The organism is Flavonifractor sp., from assembly GCF_019422385.1.
In the GTDB taxonomy this organism is placed as follows: domain Bacteria; phylum Bacillota; class Clostridia; order Oscillospirales; family Oscillospiraceae; genus Flavonifractor; species Flavonifractor avistercoris.
In genome coordinates this window covers 1-17,564 of record NZ_JAHZDL010000005.1, presented here as the reverse complement: position 1 = coordinate 17,564, position 17,564 = coordinate 1, and the positions used below count along the sequence as shown (strand labels likewise).

Here is a 17,564-nt window from a genome sequence, read left to right as displayed (position 1 = left end):
TCGGGCGCGTCTGCCCGCCTCTTTTACCAGAAGCGAGGTGATCCCCTTGTCTGAAGAACAGCGCTTCGGCGATGGGCAGGACAACTACCTGCAAGGCATGCGGCAGGCCGCCGAGGCGGCGCGGCAGTTCGGTTCCGCCGCCGGCGGCGCCGGCGCCGCTGGAGCTGCAGGCTCCGCTGCGGGTGAGGCCGCGGCCAATGCGGCCGCAGCGACGGTGAAAGCAGGAGTAGAGGCTGGCAAAGCGGTGTCAGGAATTGCGGCGGGCACCGCAGTCGGCGGCCCTTGGGGCGCCGTTCTGTCCGCCGCCTGGTCGCTCCGGCACACTCTGTTCAAGATCCTCATTTTTATCTGCCTGTTCCTTCTCTTCATTATCATCGCGGTGGTGTCCCTGCCCTCCATCGTGTTCAACAACATTTTCCACACTGATCCATCCACCGTCGATCCCAACGGGCCGACGGAGGTGTCCGCAAACTTCGATGACCTGTCCGCCGTGGTGTCAGACTGTATCCAGGCCGGCTATGATGCCGCCCTGGCCAGGGTAGATCAAATCATCGCGGACGGCGGCTATGACTATGAGCTTTCCATGGAGGCGCTGGTCAACAACGCCCTCGTATCCGCGGACTACGACACCTGCTACGCCCTGGCGGCCTACTCCGCGTCCATGGGCCAGCGCGGCACCACAAAGGCGGATCTGCAGAGCAAACTCAATGCGGTGGCCGATCAGATGTATCGCGTGACCTATGAGGTAAAGGAGGCGCAGGTCCCGGCAGAGAGCAGGGAAGATACAGATGAGGCGGGGGAGGGCAGTGATTCGGAATCGGAAGAGGAGCCGGAAATGGAGACGGTGGAATATGTCGTCTGCACCATCCATCCCTTCGACCAGTCCGTGATCCTGGATGCCTTCGGAGTGGATGTGGACGCCACCTATGACCAATTCAGCATCACCTATGGCGAGGCCATCCTCAATATGTCCAATGCCCTGAAGATGACCATGTACGGAACCGCCAGCGACGGGAGCGTGCCGCCGATCAGTGATGCGGAACTGAACCTGTTCCTGGCCAGCCTGGACTGCAGCGGCAAGCGGAAGGAGCTGATGCGCTGCGCCCTGTCCCTGGTGGGCCGTGTTCCTTATTTCTGGGGCGGGAAAAGCGCCCCCGGCTGGAACAGCGAGTGGAACACGCCAAAGCTGGTGACTTCCGCCGGCTCCAGCAGCACAGGAACGATCCGCCCCTACGGGCTGGACTGCTCGGGGTTCACGGAATGGGTCTATCAGACGGCGCTTGGCGTCACCCTCTACGACGGGACATGGAACCAGTGGGATGCCACCCACGCCATCACCGAGGAGGAACTGCTGCCCGGCGACCTGGGCTTTATGGCGGTGCCCGGCACCGTCCCGGTCAATCATGTCCTGCTCTATGCGGGCGAGGACGTCGACGGAAATAAGCTCTGGGTCCACTGCGCCAGCGGAACAGGGGTGGTCCTCAACTCACCCGATTATGTGACCCAGTACCGCCGCAGGAACGACGTTGACCTTGAGGGCGACCTTGTCCCGGCGGCGCTTGATGTGGAGGAGGCCGGCGCAAGTGGATGACCGAGAGTTCAGCAATGTCTATACGATCCCGCCCAACTACACCGATTCCGGGAAGCTGTTGGGCGGTATGCTGGAGACCCGCAACACGATAGAGGCTGTGTTTTTGCTTCTGCTTGTGGGCTACCCAGAACTGATGTGGATGCACCTGCCGGTCACAGCAAAGGTCGTGGTGATGACCATGACGCTGCTGCCGATGGGAGTATTCGCGCTCATGGGGATCGGCGGCGATTCCCTGCTCCAATTTGCCACACACATCGTTCTGTTCTGGATGCGGCGTCGCCAGCTCCATTACAGGAGGATAGGTTATCACTATGGCACATCAGACACGCACAGGAAACACCCGGGGGCGAAAGGCTCCGCCTGGCCGGGGAAGGCAGGCCGAGCGCCTGGAGTTCGTCCAGGACTACATCCCGATCAAAGACCTGCGAAACGGCATCGTTGAAACCACGGACGGCCGCTACCTGAAGATCCTGGAGATCGAGCCCATCAATTTCCTGCTCCGCTCCAATGAGGAGCAGTGGGGCATCATCTCCACCTTTGCCAGCTGGCTCAAGATTTCGCCCATGCGCCTGCAGTTCAAATCCGTCACCCGCAAGGCCGACTCAGACCGCTATGTGGCCGGCCTGGAGGCGGACATTGAAAAGGAAGATGTTGCCGCCTGCCGGGAACTGGGCGAGGGCACCATCCGTTTCATCCAGGAGGAGGGGAGCCGGGAGGCCCTGACCCGCCGGTTTTTCCTGATCTTTCAGTATGAGGCGGTGCGCCGGCAGTCAGACACCGACTACGGGGAGGTCTACGCCGCCCTTCAGACGGTGACCCAGAACGCCAGGACCTACTTCGCCCAGTGCGGCAACAGTATCGTGCAGCCCAAGGATGAAGACGCCTTTGTGGCGGAGATCCTCTATATGTACTTCAACCGCCGCTCTTGCGTAGAAGACCCCTTTCAGAGCCGGCTCAACCGCGTAGTGGTGGATGCCATGACGGCAAAGAAGCGGGTGGTAGGCGTGGATCCCGTGCCAAAGATCCGGGCCGTCAATTTCGTGGCGCCCCGAGGCCTCGATCTGAGCCATCCGGGCTATATCGTCATGGACGGTATGTACTACACCTACCTCTACATCCGCAAGAGCGGATTCCCGCAGCAGGTGCGGGGCGGCTGGATGTCCTCCCTGATCAATGCAGGCGAAGGCGTCGATGTGGATCTGCACCTTCGCCGGGAGATCCGCGGCAAGACCATTGACCGGGTGGCCCAGCGCATCCGGCTCAACCGCACCAAGCTGCGGGAACTGCAGGACACATCCACGGACTATGAGGAGCTTGCCGGCTCCATCCAGGCAGGCTACTACATCAAGCAGGGCCTGTCCAGCCGGAATGAGGACCTGTTCTATATGACGGTGCTCATTACAGTGTCTGCCCCCACCCTTGACGAGCTCCAGTGGCGCAAGCAGCAGATGACCGACCTGATGAAGTCCATGGACATCCAGGTGGGGGACTGCCTGTTTCAGCAGGAGGCGGCGCTTCGCTCCACTATGCCGTTTCTCTACCTCGACCCCAGCCTGGAGCGCAAGTCCAAGCGCAACGTGCTCACGTCCGGGGCTGCATCCACCTATATGTTCACGAGCTTTGAGCTCTCGGACGACAACGGTATCCTGCTGGGCCTCAACCGGCACAACAACTCCCTGTGCATCGTTGACCCTTTCAACACCAAGGTCAATAAGAACGCCAATTATACCATCTGCGGCACCTCTGGCGCCGGCAAGACCTTTACTATGCAAGTGATGGCATTACGATTAAGAATGCGCGGCGTCCAGTGTTACATCCTGGCGCCCCTCAAGGGCCATGAGTTCAAGCGAGCCTGCCATAAAATCGGCGGCACTTATATCAAACTGGCACCCGGCTCAAGCGCCTGCATCAACGTCATGGAGATCCGGCCCACCCTCACACCGGAGATGGAGCTGATCGACGAGCTGGATTACAGCGATATCGACTCCATGCTGGCGAAAAAGATCCAGCAGCTGATGATCTTCTTCTCCCTCCTGATTCCGGATATGTCCAATGAAGAGGAGCAGTTGCTGGACGAGGCGTTGGTAAAAACCTACGCCAACTTCGGCATCACCCACGACAACAGTTCCATCTATGAGGATCCCGGCAGCGGAAAGGTCAAGACCATGCCCATTCTGGGCGACCTCTATGAAGTGCTCAAGGAGAGCCCGCTGACCGCCCGCCTTGCCACCATCGTCAGCAGGTTCGTCACCGGCAGCGCCCAGAGCTTCAATAGGCAAACCAACGTTAACCTTGACAACAAGTATGTGGTGCTGGACATCTCGGAACTGAAAGGCAAGATGCTCCCGGTCGGTATGATGATTGCGCTGGATTATGTGTGGGACCAGGTCAAGGCAGACCGCACCAAGCGCAAGATGATCTTCATCGACGAGATTTGGAAACTGATCGGCGGAGCTGCCAACAAGCAGGCGGCTGAATTTTGCCTGGAGATCTTCAAAATTATAAGGGGTTATGGAGGAGGGGCCCTGGCAGCGACGCAGGACCTGTCCGATTTCTTTGGCCTGGAGGACGGCCGATACGGCAGAGCAATCCTTAATAACTCCAAAACCAAGATTATCCTGAACCTGGAGCCGGATGAAGCCGAATATGTCAAGGACGTCCTTAAACTCACAAGGACGGAAATCCGAAGCATTACCCAGTTTGAACGCGGCGAGGCTCTCATTTCCAGCAACAGCAACAAGGTGCCTGTCATCATCAAAGCATCCCGAGAAGAACAGCAGATGATCACCACTGACCGGGCCGAGCTGGAGGCCATGCTGAACGAACTGAAAGCGGTAGCCGATACCGCAGATGCAACTGCCGTGCCGGAGTGTAAGGCGGCCGAGGAAGGCCTTGACCAGCAGCCGGACACGCAGAGCCCGTAAATGGTGATCCGAAAGAGTATCATATTATTTCAAATAAGGAGGGCAGCAATATGAATCTTCCCGCACCTTTGCCTCCTGCAGAGCAGGCCCACTGCCGTCGAACAGCGGCACTTTCCGAACTGCTGGCCAGATTAGCCAGCCTGCCGGACTCCGAGGTGAGAACAGTTACGCAGTCCGCTCTTGTTCACGATATTGGCAAGACGGCCATCCCTGCCGATATCCTCTTCAAGCCTGGCCCCCTGACCGAGGAGGAGCGTGCGCTCATGCGTATGCACACCACCGTCGGCGCACATATCCTGAGCCATACCCACGAGACCATGCGTACAGCCTCGGCCGTGGCGCTGCAGCACCATGAGCGCCTCGACGGTAGCGGCTATCTTGGCCTTCGTGGGAGTGAGATCCATCCCCATGCGAAACTGGTTGCGGTAGCCGATGTCTTTGATGCACTGCTCTCGCCACGGCCCTATAAGCGCCCGTGGAGCATCCGCCGGACTGGTACCTATATGTCCGGCCTTGCAGGCGTGAAGCTGGACGCCAAGTACGTAAGGCTCCTGCTGGACAACATTCCGCAAGCTCTGGAGCTGTACCGAAAGGAAATGCACATAACAAGCAAAATACGCATTCCCACCGATTATACACATAGAGGAAGGAGGGAGACCGGCCTATGCTGTTGCAGGAAGAACAGTACATTATCCATTGGCTGACAGAGTATGGGGCCCTGACCAACACACAGGTCGTCCGCCTGCTGAAGGATAAGCCGCCCCAGACGGCTGAGAAGATCATTCGGGGATTGAAGCGTGACGTACTGCTTTACGACATCTCCGGCGGGTACTATCTGGGTGTCGATCCCATGTGCCAGCCAGATCCGCGCATGATTCTCGCGGTATGGGTGCTTTTGCAGTTCATTGATAAGGTGGAACCCATGGCCCACTATCCGGCCACCTATCCGTCACAAATCTTCTTCCTCAAGGAGGACATCGGCTATGAGATCGTGGTCCTTTATGATGGAGAGCAGCATCTGGCCCGCCTGCTTCAACCACAGGAGGATCTGCGGTACATCTTTGTCCTGCCCCATATCCGCATGGCGCAGGAATTGGTGCTGCCGAATGTCCCGTGCCTGTTTGCCACAGTAGACTACAACGGTCAGGAGGTGCCCAATGTGCGATTTTACACAGAGAGCGAGGGCGGTGGGGATGGCACAGTCTGATTTTGGACGGGCTTTGGCTGGGGCCGAGCGCCGGATGGAGCGTGCGGCCATAGAGCTTACCCGTACCCGCCGCCTGTTGGAGCAGGAGGACATGGCAGGTGCTTTCGGATCTGCCTTTGCTTTTTCTGCAGAGGTGGAAAAGCTGGCCCTGCTTGCACGGGTACTTCCAGCCTATACCGGGCATCCGAAGGCGACAGAGCTGACAGAACAGATGCTGCTGGATACCGTGCCTATTGAGATGGGCTATGCCAGACGGGGCTGGTTCGTGCTGAAGATCCCCGCACTTCTGCCGAAGAAGGGAAGCGGCTCGCCGATCTATATCCAGCAGTATCTTTATCCCGCCCTGCGCCGGTATTTTGACGGCAAGCCGCCGGCGCTTTACCGCAGCTGCGTGCTGGCCTACCGGCATGTGTATCAACACGACCGCCCGGAGCGTGCCTACCGCGACCATGACAACATCGAGGTCAACATGGTGACCGATATCATTACACTCTACCTGCTGCCAGATGATGCCCCACGGCGATGTGCCCACTACTACTGCAGCGCCGCCGGGGAGGTGGACTGCACGGAGATCTATGTAGTTCCTACCAGCCGGTTCCCGATGTGGTTGGAAGCGGCACAGACAGACGATTTGGAGGAGGAGAAGCTATATGAAACGAGCGAAATATGGACCTAAAAAGATACGGGAATTTAAGCCCGTTTCCAGGCCTCAAGCACACGTAAATCCGAAACGACGCAAAATCCCCGAAAAGACAAGGGTTCCCAAGCATGACATGGAGCCGTTTTACGGCAAAGAGAGAAACAGCCATGCCTTAAAATCTGACGACGCCGGGCAGTCCTGATGATTACGCTACGGCCCGGCAGTCATGTCTATCGTCTGCTCCTCCTACTGGCCATTTGCGGCGAATACCCACATCGCTCCCTGTACTTGCTGGGGAGTGTTCGGACGCTGGAGGAGCTGGTCAGAAGGCTGGAGGTAGTGCAGCACTTCCGCACCCCCGCCGGGGCAGACCTCGGCACTTGCAAAATGCTCACCACCAGCGGGAGGGGGAACAGGCGGACGATCCGGCTGTATAAGAGCGCCCTATCGCTCCTGCAGGCCCTGCACCCGGCAGCCCTCAGCTGGTATCTTGCCGCCACCGGCGGTCACCGCTTTTCCGGGAGTGTAAGCCATGTGGAGCGAAATCATCGGGTCGCGGAATCGGTGGCAATCTGTATGGGGGCCGGAGTGGAAACACGCCCCTTCCTGCTGCCGCCCCTGCAGAAGCAGGCGATCCGGCAGGTCGTGCCGGCATATGCCTGCTTTTACCCGGCAAAATCGGTCAAGCAGCTGGACAATACCGAGATGAACAAGACCATCTTCACCCGCCTCACCGGCGCCATCTTCAGCCCGGGGTACTGTTACGCCGTCTACAACACAAGGGACGCCGTGATGAAGTGGAGCGGGATGGGCGAGTTCAAGACCGCCCGGCACCTGGAGGAGCTGGCCCGCATGAATGCGGGCCCCGCCCGGGCAGACCATGCCATCCTGCTGGGGGAACATATGGACCTGGCGCTGCAGACCCTGCTGGAGTCCGACAAGAGCCGGCGCATGGAGCTGCGCTTTGACCGGATCTATCCCCATGTGCATTTTATCCCCATGACCGAGCAGGGCACCCACCTCCTGCGCCTCCTGACGCTCCCAGACTGGCATGAGCAGGTGCTTGCCGCGGTATTCCCGGAGCGGATGCGTGTGAGGATGCCCGGCGTGATGGAGTATGATGCACAGGATGGGAACACTCTGATCCTCTCCCACCTGGACGGCGACATCGCCCGACTGGTGCGGGTGCGGCAGGCGCTGGAGTACAGCGGCGCGCCGTATGAAATCCTGTGCTACCCCTGGCAGAGTCAGTTTGTGGACAGGTACATAGGCGGTCGGGCGCAGCTGCGGGAGATCGGCTTGCCGGATCTGGAAGATGCCCTCGGACTCAGAGTAGGGGAGGGGGCAGACGAAGGGAGTTGATGCGATGAAAAGTAAATCTGTGCGCGCAGCGGGGATCGTCCTCGCCGTGATCCTGGGTGTGGCGGCGCTGCTCTATCTGGGCGGCCTCATCAGCCAGCTCACCATTGGCTACCAGAAGTGGCTGGCCGACGGCGGCATGACCGGCAAGGCCACCATGGGGACCATCTATTTCTCGCCCCTTGCGTGCTGGCGCAGCGCCATGACGGGGAGCGGCCTGAAATGCACCCTCTTCACGGCGGTGCTGGCAGGCGGCCTGTTCGCATTCGTCCGGCTCCAAAACCGATTTGGGAGCAACGACTACGACCCCCGCAATTTTACCCGCAGCAAGCGGGGCACCTACGGCACATCCGGCTGGATGAGCGAGAAGGAGATGCGCTCCGTGCTGGAGGTGGCCGGTCCGGAGCGTGCAAAGGGGATCATCCTGGGCAAGACGGAGCGCGGCTCCGTCATCTGCCTGCCGGAGGACACCCGGCTCAATAAGCACATCGCCGTCTTCGGCGCCAGCGGCACCATGAAGTCCAGGGGCGTCATCCGGCCGGCCCTGTTCCAGAGCATCCGGCGCGGCGAGTCGGTGGTGGTCGCGGATCCAAAGTCGGAGATGTTCGCCGACACGGCGGAGCTATTCAAGAAGCACGGCTATAAGGTGCGGGTCTATAACCTCCTGCAGCCGGAGTACAGCGACTCCTGGAACTGCATGTTCGACCTGGGCGGCGACACACTCATGGCCCAGATCCTCACCGACGTGATCATCTCCAACACGAAGGGGGATGAGAAGGGCGACCACTTCTGGGACAACGGCGAGAGCAATCTGCTCAAGAGCCTGATCCTTTATGTGGACCTGGACAGCACCCGCACGCCGGAGGAGCGGAACCTGGCCGCCGTCTATCAGATGCTCACTCAGCACACGGAGAAGGAACTCACCATGCTCTTTGACCGGCTGCCCATCGGCCATCCGGCCAAGGGGCCGTACAGCCTGTTCAGCCAGGCCAGCGACACCGTGCGCGCAGGCATCGTCCTGGGCCTTGGCACCAGACTCCAGGTGCTCCAGAGCGAGGCTGTGCGGCGGATCACCCGCAGTTCCGACATCGACCTGTCTGAGCCGGGCTGGAGCAAGTGCGCTTATTACATCATCCTGGATGATCAGAACTCCTCCCTGGAGTTCCTGTCGGCCCTGTTCTTCGCCTTCCTGTTCATCAAGCTCGTGCGCTACGCCGACAGCACCCCGGAACAGCGATGTAAGGTGCCGGTCAACATCATCCTGGACGAGATGAACAACATCGGCACCATCAAGGATTTCGGCAGGCGGCTGTCCACCATCAGGTCGAGAGCGCTCCAGGTCATCATGTGCTCGCAAAGCCTTCCCCAGCTGCAAAACCGCTACCCAAATAACCTGTGGGCGGAGCTGCTGGGCAACGCCGACACCCAGATCATGCTGGGCGCCACGGATGACGTGACTGCGGAGTACTTCAGCGCCCGCAGCGGGGACATGACGGTAGAGGTCAACTCCACCATGACCACACGGCAGAGCCTCGCCCTGGCGCAGGTCATCCCCCAGTACCGCTACACGGAGGGGATCGGCCGGCGGCGGGTGCTGACCCCGGACGAGGTGCTTCGGCTGCCCAATGATGAGCTGCTGATCATCCTGCGCGGCCAGAAGGTGCTCCGGGCCAAGAAGTTCGACTTCACCGAGCATCCCTATGCCAAAGAGTGCGAGCGCACCAGTATCCAGCGCTACCAAACCGACCCGGCGCCGGCTCAGCCGCCGGAGCCACCGGCTCAGTCCATGCCTGCTGAACCCGATATGGACAAACCGCCCGGACCGGCGCCTGCCGCCGCCGCAAAGCCGCCCGTTAAAGCGAAACCGCCACAGGCAAAGCCGAAGGCGCCCGTCCCAAAGTCGCCGTCATCCGGCGGTCAGCCCTCGGAACTCCCCGCAAAGCCCGCCAAACGGCCCAAGACGCTCTACGAGAGCTCCCGGCCGCCGGCGGATTTTTAATTGTCCGCCCCCATAACCCACATCATCAACCAAAGGAGGAACCCATACCATGGCAAGAACCAAGAAAGAGATTGAGGAACAGGCTCCCGATGCGGAGCCGGAAACCACCGGGACTGAGTCTGATCCCGTCCCCCAGACTGACCAGGAAACGCCGCCCGGCGAGGTGGCCAATGCCGGTGTGACGGACCTGGAGCTGGCGGCTGCCAAGAGCCTGGATCCCGACGCGCCCCAGACCGACCTGGAATCGGGCGACGATCCCGATGGCCAGGCAGCTCCGCCCCAGACTGACCCGGAATGGGACCCGGATAGCCAGTCTGAGTCTGGCCAAGGAACCTTTTCCTCCCAGACTGACATGGAATCCGCCGACTCGAATGCCGGTTCCCAGACTGACCTGGAACCGGCTGAAGAACCCGGCGGTGGCCAGGCATTTGATCCCACGGCCGATCTCGGTTCCCAGACTGAGCCGGAAACGGAACCGGACGACGAAGCCATGCCCCAGTCTGAAGGGGACGCTGCGGCTGAAGGGGACGCCGAGCCGCCTGTCGCGCCCCGACGCAGGCGGACCTCCCGCAGGAAAACGGCAGAGGTGCAGGACGAGGATGATAAAGCACCCTCTGAAGAGGATCAGCCTAATGATGGTCAGCCCCAGAAACTCCGCATGCCGGGCAGGCGCCGCCAGCGGGTGGTATCCATCGACGCTGAGCGGACGGTGGAGACGGATACGGACCGGCTGCGCAACGACCTGCTGGACCTGGTGGAGTCCCTCAAGAGCAAGAAGATCCTCACCGGTGCGATCCAGGGCGTGGAGCGGCTGGCGGATAACCCGGAGATGTCCTATGCGGTCATCTACCACGGCGACTTCAAGGTCATCATCCCGGTGCTGGAGGCCATCGAGGAGCCGGAGGACTACCGCGGCCAGCCCAAGGGCGACGTGCTCCACTACCTGCTCAACAAGCGGCTGGGCGCGGAGGTGGATTACATCGTCAAGGGCATCGACCAGGAACACAACGTGGTGGCGGCCAGCCGGCTGGAGGCCATGGCGCTCAAGCGCAGGGAGTACTACTTCCGTACCGACCGGGACGGCAACTACCAGATCTATGAGGGCATCCGCGCCGAGGCACGGGTCATCTCCGTCATCCGGGCGGGCATCTTTGTGGACCTGTTCGGCGCGGAGTGCTATATCCCCCTCCGGGAACTGTCCTACCAGCGCTGGGTGGACGCCGCGCAGCACTATCAGCCCGGCCAGCGCGTGCTGGTGCGGGTGCTGGAGGTGGACCGCAGCGACCGCAGCCGTCCCAGGGTGACCGCCTCGGTGAAGCAGGCGATGGAGAACCCCTATGAGAAGGCGCTGAAGAAGTATGTGGTGGGCAACCGCTATGTGGGCACCGTCAGCATGGTCGATCTCAACGGCGTGTTCGTGTCCCTGGACGGCGGCATCGACTGCCTTTGTACCTATCCCAAGCGCGGCCGGCCGCCCCGGGGCGCCAGGGCGACGGTGCGGATCCTGGGCATCAACCACGAGAACAACCGGATCTGGGGCGTCATCACCCACATGTCCACCACGCGCTGAGGGGAGGGGAGCGGACCATGACGATCCAGAGACGGCTCCGGGTGACCCTCCTGACCGCCCTGTGCCTGGCCATGTGCCTTTGCACCACGGCCTTCGCGGATACGGACGGCACCGAGCCGAAGATCACCCAGCAGCCCGACCAGCTGGTCCTTCAGCTGGGCACGCGCTGGGCAGGCGTGGAGTTTGAGCTGCGCACCGACGCCGGTGTCTTCCCGGCCCCCATCATAGTGGACGAGACTGGTGTTCTGACCATGGATCTGGGCGGCAGCACCACCTACACCCTCAGCTGCATCAACTCCACCGTCCCCATCCCTGACCCGCCCGCAGAGCAGGTTCCTGATACCCAGCAGCAGCCGGACAGCTCAGCCCAGCAGCCTTCCGGACAGGTACAGCAGCCGCAGGAGCAGGTCCCCGCCGGAGAGCCTGCCGGCGTCCCCATCGCTCCTATGGTGGTGTTTTTCATCGGCCTCGCCTGCGGGATCGGCGGCCTCGTGGCCCTCTACTTCGCCAAGCGGCGCCGCCAGCAGGCCGACTACGACGAGTGGGCGGAGGAGGATGAGGAGCAGTACTGACCGGCAAAAACCGCCCCAGACTGAGATAAAATCTCCCAGACTGAGATGGGCAAAAAAGTGGCGGAAATCGCGGCAAAACTGCGTTTTTTCATTGACTATTTGCCGGCATCCTGTTATAATTTCATTGTAGCAAGATACTGCGCGCAGGCTCTCGATACGCCGGGGCGCCTTGGCGTCAGACCTGCCGGTGCAGGCGGGGAATCGTGACGGAGCCGCTGTCCCGCGGCCCCACAAAGCGCAGGTCTTGTTGATAAAATATGTGGCCGGAAGGCCGCTGAAATACAGTGCAGAGTCAATGGCTGGATGCGACACCAATACTCCAGCGCCTGGCTCTGCATTGTCTTTTTTCAGCGGGCTTCCGGCCTTTTTTGTTTTTCTGCCGGCTGTGACAAGGCCGGTGCGAGTAGGAACTATGGAAGATCTCTTCCGGAAAGGTGGGATACAAGGTGAGCAAGAGATCAAGACGCAGCCGGACAGGGGTGCTGCCCGGCGCCGGACGCCTGCGCTGCCACTGCGGCAGCCCCGCGGTGCTTCGAAGCGCGGAGGGCCTTTGCAGGACGCACCGGCCGGGTGCGATGGCCTATGTCTGCTCCCGGTACCCGGCATGTGATTCCTATGTGATGGCGCACCCGGGTACCTTGGAGCCCATGGGGAGCCTGGCCGGGCCGAAGCTGCGGCAGCTGCGCTATGCCGCGCATCGGGAGTTCAACAAACTGTATCAGTCCGGACTCATGAGCAAGCGGGACGCCTACCAGTGGCTGGCCATGACCGTGCAGGCGCCTATGGCCCACGCCCACATCGGGCATCTGGGCGAGTATTACTGTCAGGTGGTTATTGATGAAAGTAGAAAACTGCTCCAGGAGCGGCTGGAGCAGCAAAACAAATTGAAAGAAGTATCAGGAGGTGCATGATATGCTGTCGCCGCTTACGAAGGAGCAGCGGATGAAGGTAGAAGAGAACATGGGACTGGTGGGCAAGGTGATCCAGGACTGCGTCCATACCCTGGGCACCGGGAGCATGTTCGACTACGACGACCTGTTCCAAATCGGCTGCCTGGGGCTTTGCAAGGCGGCCCAGACAGACAAGCCGGGGCACACGGTGGCCTTTTCCACCTACGCCTACCGGCTCATTCGCAATGAGATTTATACCGAACTGGAGCGCGCCACCCGCCGGGGGCGGGAGGTTGCCACCGATCCTGCCGAGCTGCCCTGCACGGTGCTGGACGATGATACCCCGGAGCAGCGGGAAGCCTGCTCGGCGCTCCTGGCGCGCCTGGAGCGGGCGGAGGCCGGGGCCGCCGGCGTGACGGCCAAGGGGTTCCAGGCCATCCGGATGCTGATGGACGGGTACACCAACCGGGAGATCGGGGAGATGTTCGGCGTGCCGGCAAACCATGTGACGGCGTGGGTGTCCAGGGCCCGCAAGGCCCTCGGCGCTTCAGAGTGATGGGCAGGTGAGAAATGGGAATTGCTTTTCCGGCCGGAACCACCTATAATGGCACTTAGATTTTGTGTTTGTGAGGTTTCGGCCATGGGGAGAGCATCCACGAGAGAGAATAAGAACATCTATCAGACCACCCGGGAGGCCATGCACCTGACCCGGGAGGCCGCCGGCGAGCTGCTGGAGTCCATTCCGCCCGAGCGCATCGAGAAGATCGAGAACGAGCGGTCCCTGCCCCACCCGGACGAGGTGCTGACCATGGCGGAGAAGTACAAGCAGCCGGGCCTTTGCAACTACTACTGCGCCAATCAGTGCCCCATCGGGCAGGAGTATGTGCCGGAGGTGAAGATCAAGGACCTCTCCCAGATCGTCCTGGAAATGCTGGCCTCCCTCAACTCCATGAACCGGCGCAAGGACCGGCTGATCGAGATCACCGCCGACGGCGTCATCAGCGACGACGAGCTTGAGGACTTCATCCGCATCCGGGAGGAGCTGGAGCGCATCTCCATCGCGGTAGAGACGCTGCAGCTGTGGTCGGAGCGGATGCTGGCCACCGGCGCCATTGACGCTGAACGGTATGAGGAATATGAGCGCCGGCGTGCGGAGCGGGATTGAACCGGGTATTTTGCCGCGGCAGTGGAAATAGAGGGGCCTAATTTGCCAAACCGATGCTGGAAGCCGCTGGTGCGGGATGGTAGAATACGGGTAAGCAGAGAGAGCAGATGCTCCTGTGAAGTTTGCGCAGCGAGGTGACGGCGATGGATCCAAAAACGAGACTCCTGGCGATCCGCCTGATGGAGAACCTCCGAAAAAATCCCGCTTACGCCCAGACACTGGGCGTCCAGGTGACCTTAAAGAGATCCGCCTGAAGGGTTGGGCTCCCATTCCGATCCGGCGGCGGCTGAGGGCTTCACAGCTGGGTGAAGCCCTCTTTTGCAGAGAGAATTGATGCCTTGGGAAGGGAAAGGAGCGAAACGAGATGAACGGCTATGACCAGCAGCTGAAGGAGCTGCTCGCCCAGTGCGCCCGCAAGAAGAAACTGGAGGCCTCGGCCGCGGAGCTGCGGCGCCAGCGGGATACCTACGCCGCCAGGGCGGAGGAGCTGAAAGAGGCCATGCGGGAGGAGCAGGCGGATGTGGACCGGCTGGAGGGCCGGAGCCTGGCCGCCTTCTTCTACAACGTGGTAGGGAAGATGGACGAAAAGCTGACGCGGGAGCGGCAGGAGGCCTACGCCGCCCGGGTGCGGTATGACGCGGCGGCCCGGGAGCTGGCCGGTGCGGAGGAGGATCTGGCCCGGTGCCAGGCGGAACTGGGCACCCTGGACGGCTGCGAGGAGCGGTACGCCGCGCTGCTCCGGGAGAAGACCCAGGCGGTCAAGGCCGCCGGCGGCGCGGCCGCGGAACAGATCCTCCGCATGGAGGAGCGCGAGGCCTACTTAGAGAGCCAGGAGCGTGAGCTGGGGGAGGCGTCCGCCGCCGGGCAGAGCGCCCTGGCGACGGCCGATGAGATCCTGGAGAGCCTGAGCAGCGCGGAGGGCTGGGGCACCTGGGACCTGATTGGCGGCGGGCTCATCGCCGACCTGGCCAAGCACAGCAAGCTGGATGAGGCCCAGGCGGCGGTGGAGTACCTGCAGTCGCAGCTGCGCGCCTTCCGGACAGAACTGGCCGACGTGACCATCAGCGCCGATTTCCAGGTCAATATCGACGGCTTCCTCCGATTTGCTGACTATGTGTTCGACGGTATCTTCGCCGACTGGGCGGTGCTGGACCGGATCAACCAGGCCCAGGCCCAGGTGGAGGACACCCGGGCGCAGATCTGCGCCGTCCTGGACCGCCTGGGGCAGATGGCGGACCAGGCGGAGCGGGAGCGGGCCGGACTGCGGCAGGAGATCGAGGGCCTGGTCAGCAGCGTGCCCATGTAGGATAAATCGCTAAGCGGTATGGGAAACAAGAGGGAATAAGGAGAATAACGAGTATGGATGATGACGCGGGCGCCCAGGCGCCCCAGCTGCTCTGGATCAACTGGACGGACCAGGTGGTGTCCTTCCATCCAGAGGAGGGGTTTGAGCCGGTGGCGTTCCCCGACCACGACGCCATGCTGGCGTATGTGTTCCAGAAGACCTCCAACGGCTTTCGCATCCAGTGAGAGACCGTTGGGAGAAAATCGACTGCAAGGAGTAACCCATGAAATTGATCATTGAGCACCTGTCCAAGCGCTTTGAGCAGAAAGAGGTGCTGAAGGACATCGGCTTTACCTTTGAGGAGGGGAGGATCTACGGCCTGTTAGGCCGAAACGGCGCCGGTAAGACGACGCTCTTCAACTGCCTGAACCGGGACATCAAGGCCGACAGCGGCAGCTTCTGCCTGGAGGAAAACGGCGTGCGCCGGGAGGTGGCGGCGGAGGACATCGGGTATGTCCTCTCCACGCCCACGGTGCCGGAGTTCCTCACCGGCCGGGAGTTTCTCAAGTTCTTTGTGGACATCAATTCTGACTCCATCCGGGACCCCAGGCCCCTGGATGAATACTTTGCGGAAATGAGCATCGCCCCGGAGGACCGGGACAAGCTCCTGAAGGACTACTCCCACGGCATGAAGAACAAGATGCAGATGCTGGTCAACATCATCGCCCAGCCCAACATCCTGCTCCTGGACGAGCCGCTGACCAGCCTGGACGTGGTGGTGGCCGAGGAGATGAAGAACCTGCTCCGGTCCCTGAAAGACGGGCGGATCACCATTTTCTCCACCCACATCCTGGATCTGGCCCTGGATCTGTGCGACGAGATCGTGCTGCTCAGCCACGGGGAGCTGGAGGTGGTGGAGAAGTCCAACCTGGACGACCACGCCTTCAAGGAGAAGATCATCGCGGCGCTGAAAGAGGAGAGCCATGCTTAAAACACTGCGCATCTCATTCGCCCTGAAAAATACATACCGGGTCAACGGCATCCTGCACTCCCTCAAGCAGATCCCCCTTTTGAAACGGGTGCTGCCCGACCGGCTTTATCAAGTGCGGGGGCTGAAGATCTTCGCCAACATCCTCTCGGTGCTGTGGGAGATCGTGTCCATCTTCCTGGGGAAGTTCCTCTACTTTCTCACCATGGTCTGCGGCGTGGGGCTCCTCTACGAGCGGACGCCGGCGGGCCTCGGGTTCCTGCACATCCTGCTGTTCCTGACGCTGATCGGCTCGTATATGAACACCAGCCTCTTCAACCCCACCCGGGACAAGTACTACGCCATGATCCTTCTGCGGATGAATGCCCGGTCCTACACCCTGTCTAACTACGGGTACGCGCTGGGGAAGGTCGTGGTGGGGTTCCTGCCTTTCACCATCCTCTTTGGCCTGGACCGGGGCGTGCCGCTGTGGCTGTGCCTGCTGATCCCTGTCTGCATCGCCGGCGCGAAGGTGGCGGTGGCCGCCGACTCCCTGCGGGACTATGAGAAGCACGGCTATGTCCGCAATGAGAATAACCTCCAGAAGATAGCCTGGCTGCTGACGGCGCTCCTGCTGGCCCTGGCCTATGTGCCGCCCGCCGTGGGCTTCGTCCTGCCCCTCTGGGCCTCCGCGGCGCTGTTCTTGGTCTGGATCCCGCTGGGGCTCCTGAGCCTTAGGCGAGTGGTGACCTTCCGCTACTACCGGGAGATGAATCAGGAGCTGCTGGCCCAGATTCCGGGCCAGATGGACAAGGCCAGGGCGGCGGTCAAGACGGCCAATGAGAAGAACATATCCGCCGACACCTCCATCACCAGCCAAAAGAAGGGCTTCGAGTTCCTCAACGACCTGTTCGTCAAACGGCACCGGAAGATTTTGTGGAAATCCGCCCTGCGCATCGCCTATGTCTGCCTGTTTCTCTGCTGCGGCGCGGTGCTGCTCATGGTGATCCAGCCCGGCGTCAAGGCGGACATCAATGAGATGGTCATGACGTGGCTGCCGTACTTTGCCTTCATTATGTATCTCATCAACCGGGGCACCGGCTTTACCCAGGCCCTGTTCATGAACTGCGACCACAGCCTTCTGACCTACTCCTTCTACAAGCGTCCGGGGTTTGTGCTCAGGCTGTTTCGCATCCGGCTGCGGGAGATCATCAAGGTCAACGCCGTGCCGGCGCTGGTGATCGGGTGCGGCCTGGCGCTGATCCTCTATGTCTCAGGCGGGACGGACAACCCCCTCAATTATGTGGTGCTGGTGGTCACGATCCTGGCCATGAGCGCCTTCTTCTCCATCCACTACCTGACCGTCTACTACCTGCTGCAGCCCTACACGGCCGG

Annotated in this window: 17 protein-coding genes; all 17 read left to right on the top strand. The window is 61.2% G+C overall.

Annotation, left to right across the window (positions count from 1 at the left end):
• Positions 1 to 37 precede the first annotated feature (37 nt).
• Positions 38 to 1,591, top strand: coding sequence for an NlpC/P60 family protein (locus QZ378_RS01455; protein ID WP_291257074.1), 1,554 nt, complete (start codon positions 38 to 40; stop codon positions 1,589 to 1,591).
• Entirely contained in the window at positions 1,584 to 2,033 is a 450-nt protein-coding gene (locus QZ378_RS01450; RefSeq protein ID WP_242963917.1) for a hypothetical protein, read from the top strand. Before QZ378_RS01455 ends, QZ378_RS01450 begins: the two co-directional genes overlap by 8 nt.
• Positions 1,978 to 4,515, top strand: coding sequence for a hypothetical protein (locus QZ378_RS01445; protein ID WP_291257090.1), 2,538 nt, complete (start codon positions 1,978 to 1,980; stop codon positions 4,513 to 4,515). The genes QZ378_RS01450 and QZ378_RS01445 overlap by 56 nt, the downstream gene beginning before the upstream one ends.
• 50 nt (positions 4,516 to 4,565) lie before the next feature.
• Entirely contained in the window at positions 4,566 to 5,219 is a 654-nt protein-coding gene (locus QZ378_RS01440) for an HD domain-containing phosphohydrolase (protein ID WP_291257073.1), read from the top strand.
• Positions 5,180 to 5,722 carry a DUF5697 family protein gene (locus tag QZ378_RS01435; protein WP_291257072.1) on the top strand — a complete coding sequence of 181 codons (543 nt, stop codon included), beginning with the start codon at positions 5,180 to 5,182 and terminating at the stop codon, positions 5,720 to 5,722. The genes QZ378_RS01440 and QZ378_RS01435 overlap by 40 nt, the downstream gene beginning before the upstream one ends.
• The gene (locus QZ378_RS01430; protein WP_291257071.1) at positions 5,709 to 6,398 is read left to right on the top strand and encodes a DUF6100 family protein; all 690 of its coding nucleotides are present in this window, start codon (positions 5,709 to 5,711) and stop codon (positions 6,396 to 6,398) included. Before QZ378_RS01435 ends, QZ378_RS01430 begins: the two co-directional genes overlap by 14 nt.
• A gap of 540 nt (positions 6,399 to 6,938) precedes the next feature.
• Positions 6,939 to 7,724 (top strand): hypothetical protein, encoded by a 786-nt coding sequence (locus tag QZ378_RS01425; RefSeq protein ID WP_291257070.1) that lies wholly within the window; start codon positions 6,939 to 6,941, stop codon positions 7,722 to 7,724.
• Between the two features lie 4 nt (positions 7,725 to 7,728).
• Positions 7,729 to 9,720, top strand: a complete 1,992-nt coding sequence (locus QZ378_RS01420; RefSeq protein ID WP_291257069.1) for a VirD4-like conjugal transfer protein, CD1115 family — start codon at positions 7,729 to 7,731, stop codon at positions 9,718 to 9,720.
• Positions 9,721 to 9,769: 49 nt separating this feature from the next.
• On the top strand, positions 9,770 to 11,290 hold the full coding sequence (locus tag QZ378_RS01415; protein WP_291257068.1) for a S1 RNA-binding domain-containing protein: 1,521 nt from the start codon (positions 9,770 to 9,772) through the stop codon (positions 11,288 to 11,290).
• A 17-nt stretch (positions 11,291 to 11,307) separates the two neighbouring features.
• On the top strand, positions 11,308 to 11,862 hold the full coding sequence (locus QZ378_RS01410) for a hypothetical protein (protein WP_291257067.1): 555 nt from the start codon (positions 11,308 to 11,310) through the stop codon (positions 11,860 to 11,862).
• 446 nt (positions 11,863 to 12,308) lie between these two features.
• Positions 12,309 to 12,773: a zinc-finger-containing protein gene (locus tag QZ378_RS01405; protein ID WP_291257066.1), complete on the top strand. Its 465-nt coding sequence runs from the start codon at positions 12,309 to 12,311 to the stop codon at positions 12,771 to 12,773.
• 1 nt (position 12,774) lies between these two features.
• Positions 12,775 to 13,308: a sigma-70 family RNA polymerase sigma factor gene (locus QZ378_RS01400; protein WP_006573798.1), complete on the top strand. Its 534-nt coding sequence runs from the start codon at positions 12,775 to 12,777 to the stop codon at positions 13,306 to 13,308.
• Between the two features lie 84 nt (positions 13,309 to 13,392).
• Positions 13,393 to 13,917 (top strand): hypothetical protein, encoded by a 525-nt coding sequence (locus QZ378_RS01395; protein ID WP_006573797.1) that lies wholly within the window; start codon positions 13,393 to 13,395, stop codon positions 13,915 to 13,917.
• A gap of 364 nt (positions 13,918 to 14,281) precedes the next feature.
• Positions 14,282 to 15,223, top strand: a complete 942-nt coding sequence (locus tag QZ378_RS01390) for a hypothetical protein (protein ID WP_006573795.1) — start codon at positions 14,282 to 14,284, stop codon at positions 15,221 to 15,223.
• 53 nt (positions 15,224 to 15,276) lie between these two features.
• Positions 15,277 to 15,447, top strand: a complete 171-nt coding sequence (locus tag QZ378_RS01385) for a hypothetical protein (RefSeq protein ID WP_162612513.1) — start codon at positions 15,277 to 15,279, stop codon at positions 15,445 to 15,447.
• Between the two features lie 38 nt (positions 15,448 to 15,485).
• On the top strand, positions 15,486 to 16,193 hold the full coding sequence (locus tag QZ378_RS01380) for an ATP-binding cassette domain-containing protein (RefSeq protein ID WP_291257065.1): 708 nt from the start codon (positions 15,486 to 15,488) through the stop codon (positions 16,191 to 16,193).
• The coding region (locus QZ378_RS01375; protein WP_291257064.1) for a hypothetical protein at positions 16,186 to 17,564 on the top strand (1,379 nt) is incomplete at its 3' end. The genes QZ378_RS01380 and QZ378_RS01375, both read left to right, overlap by 8 nt.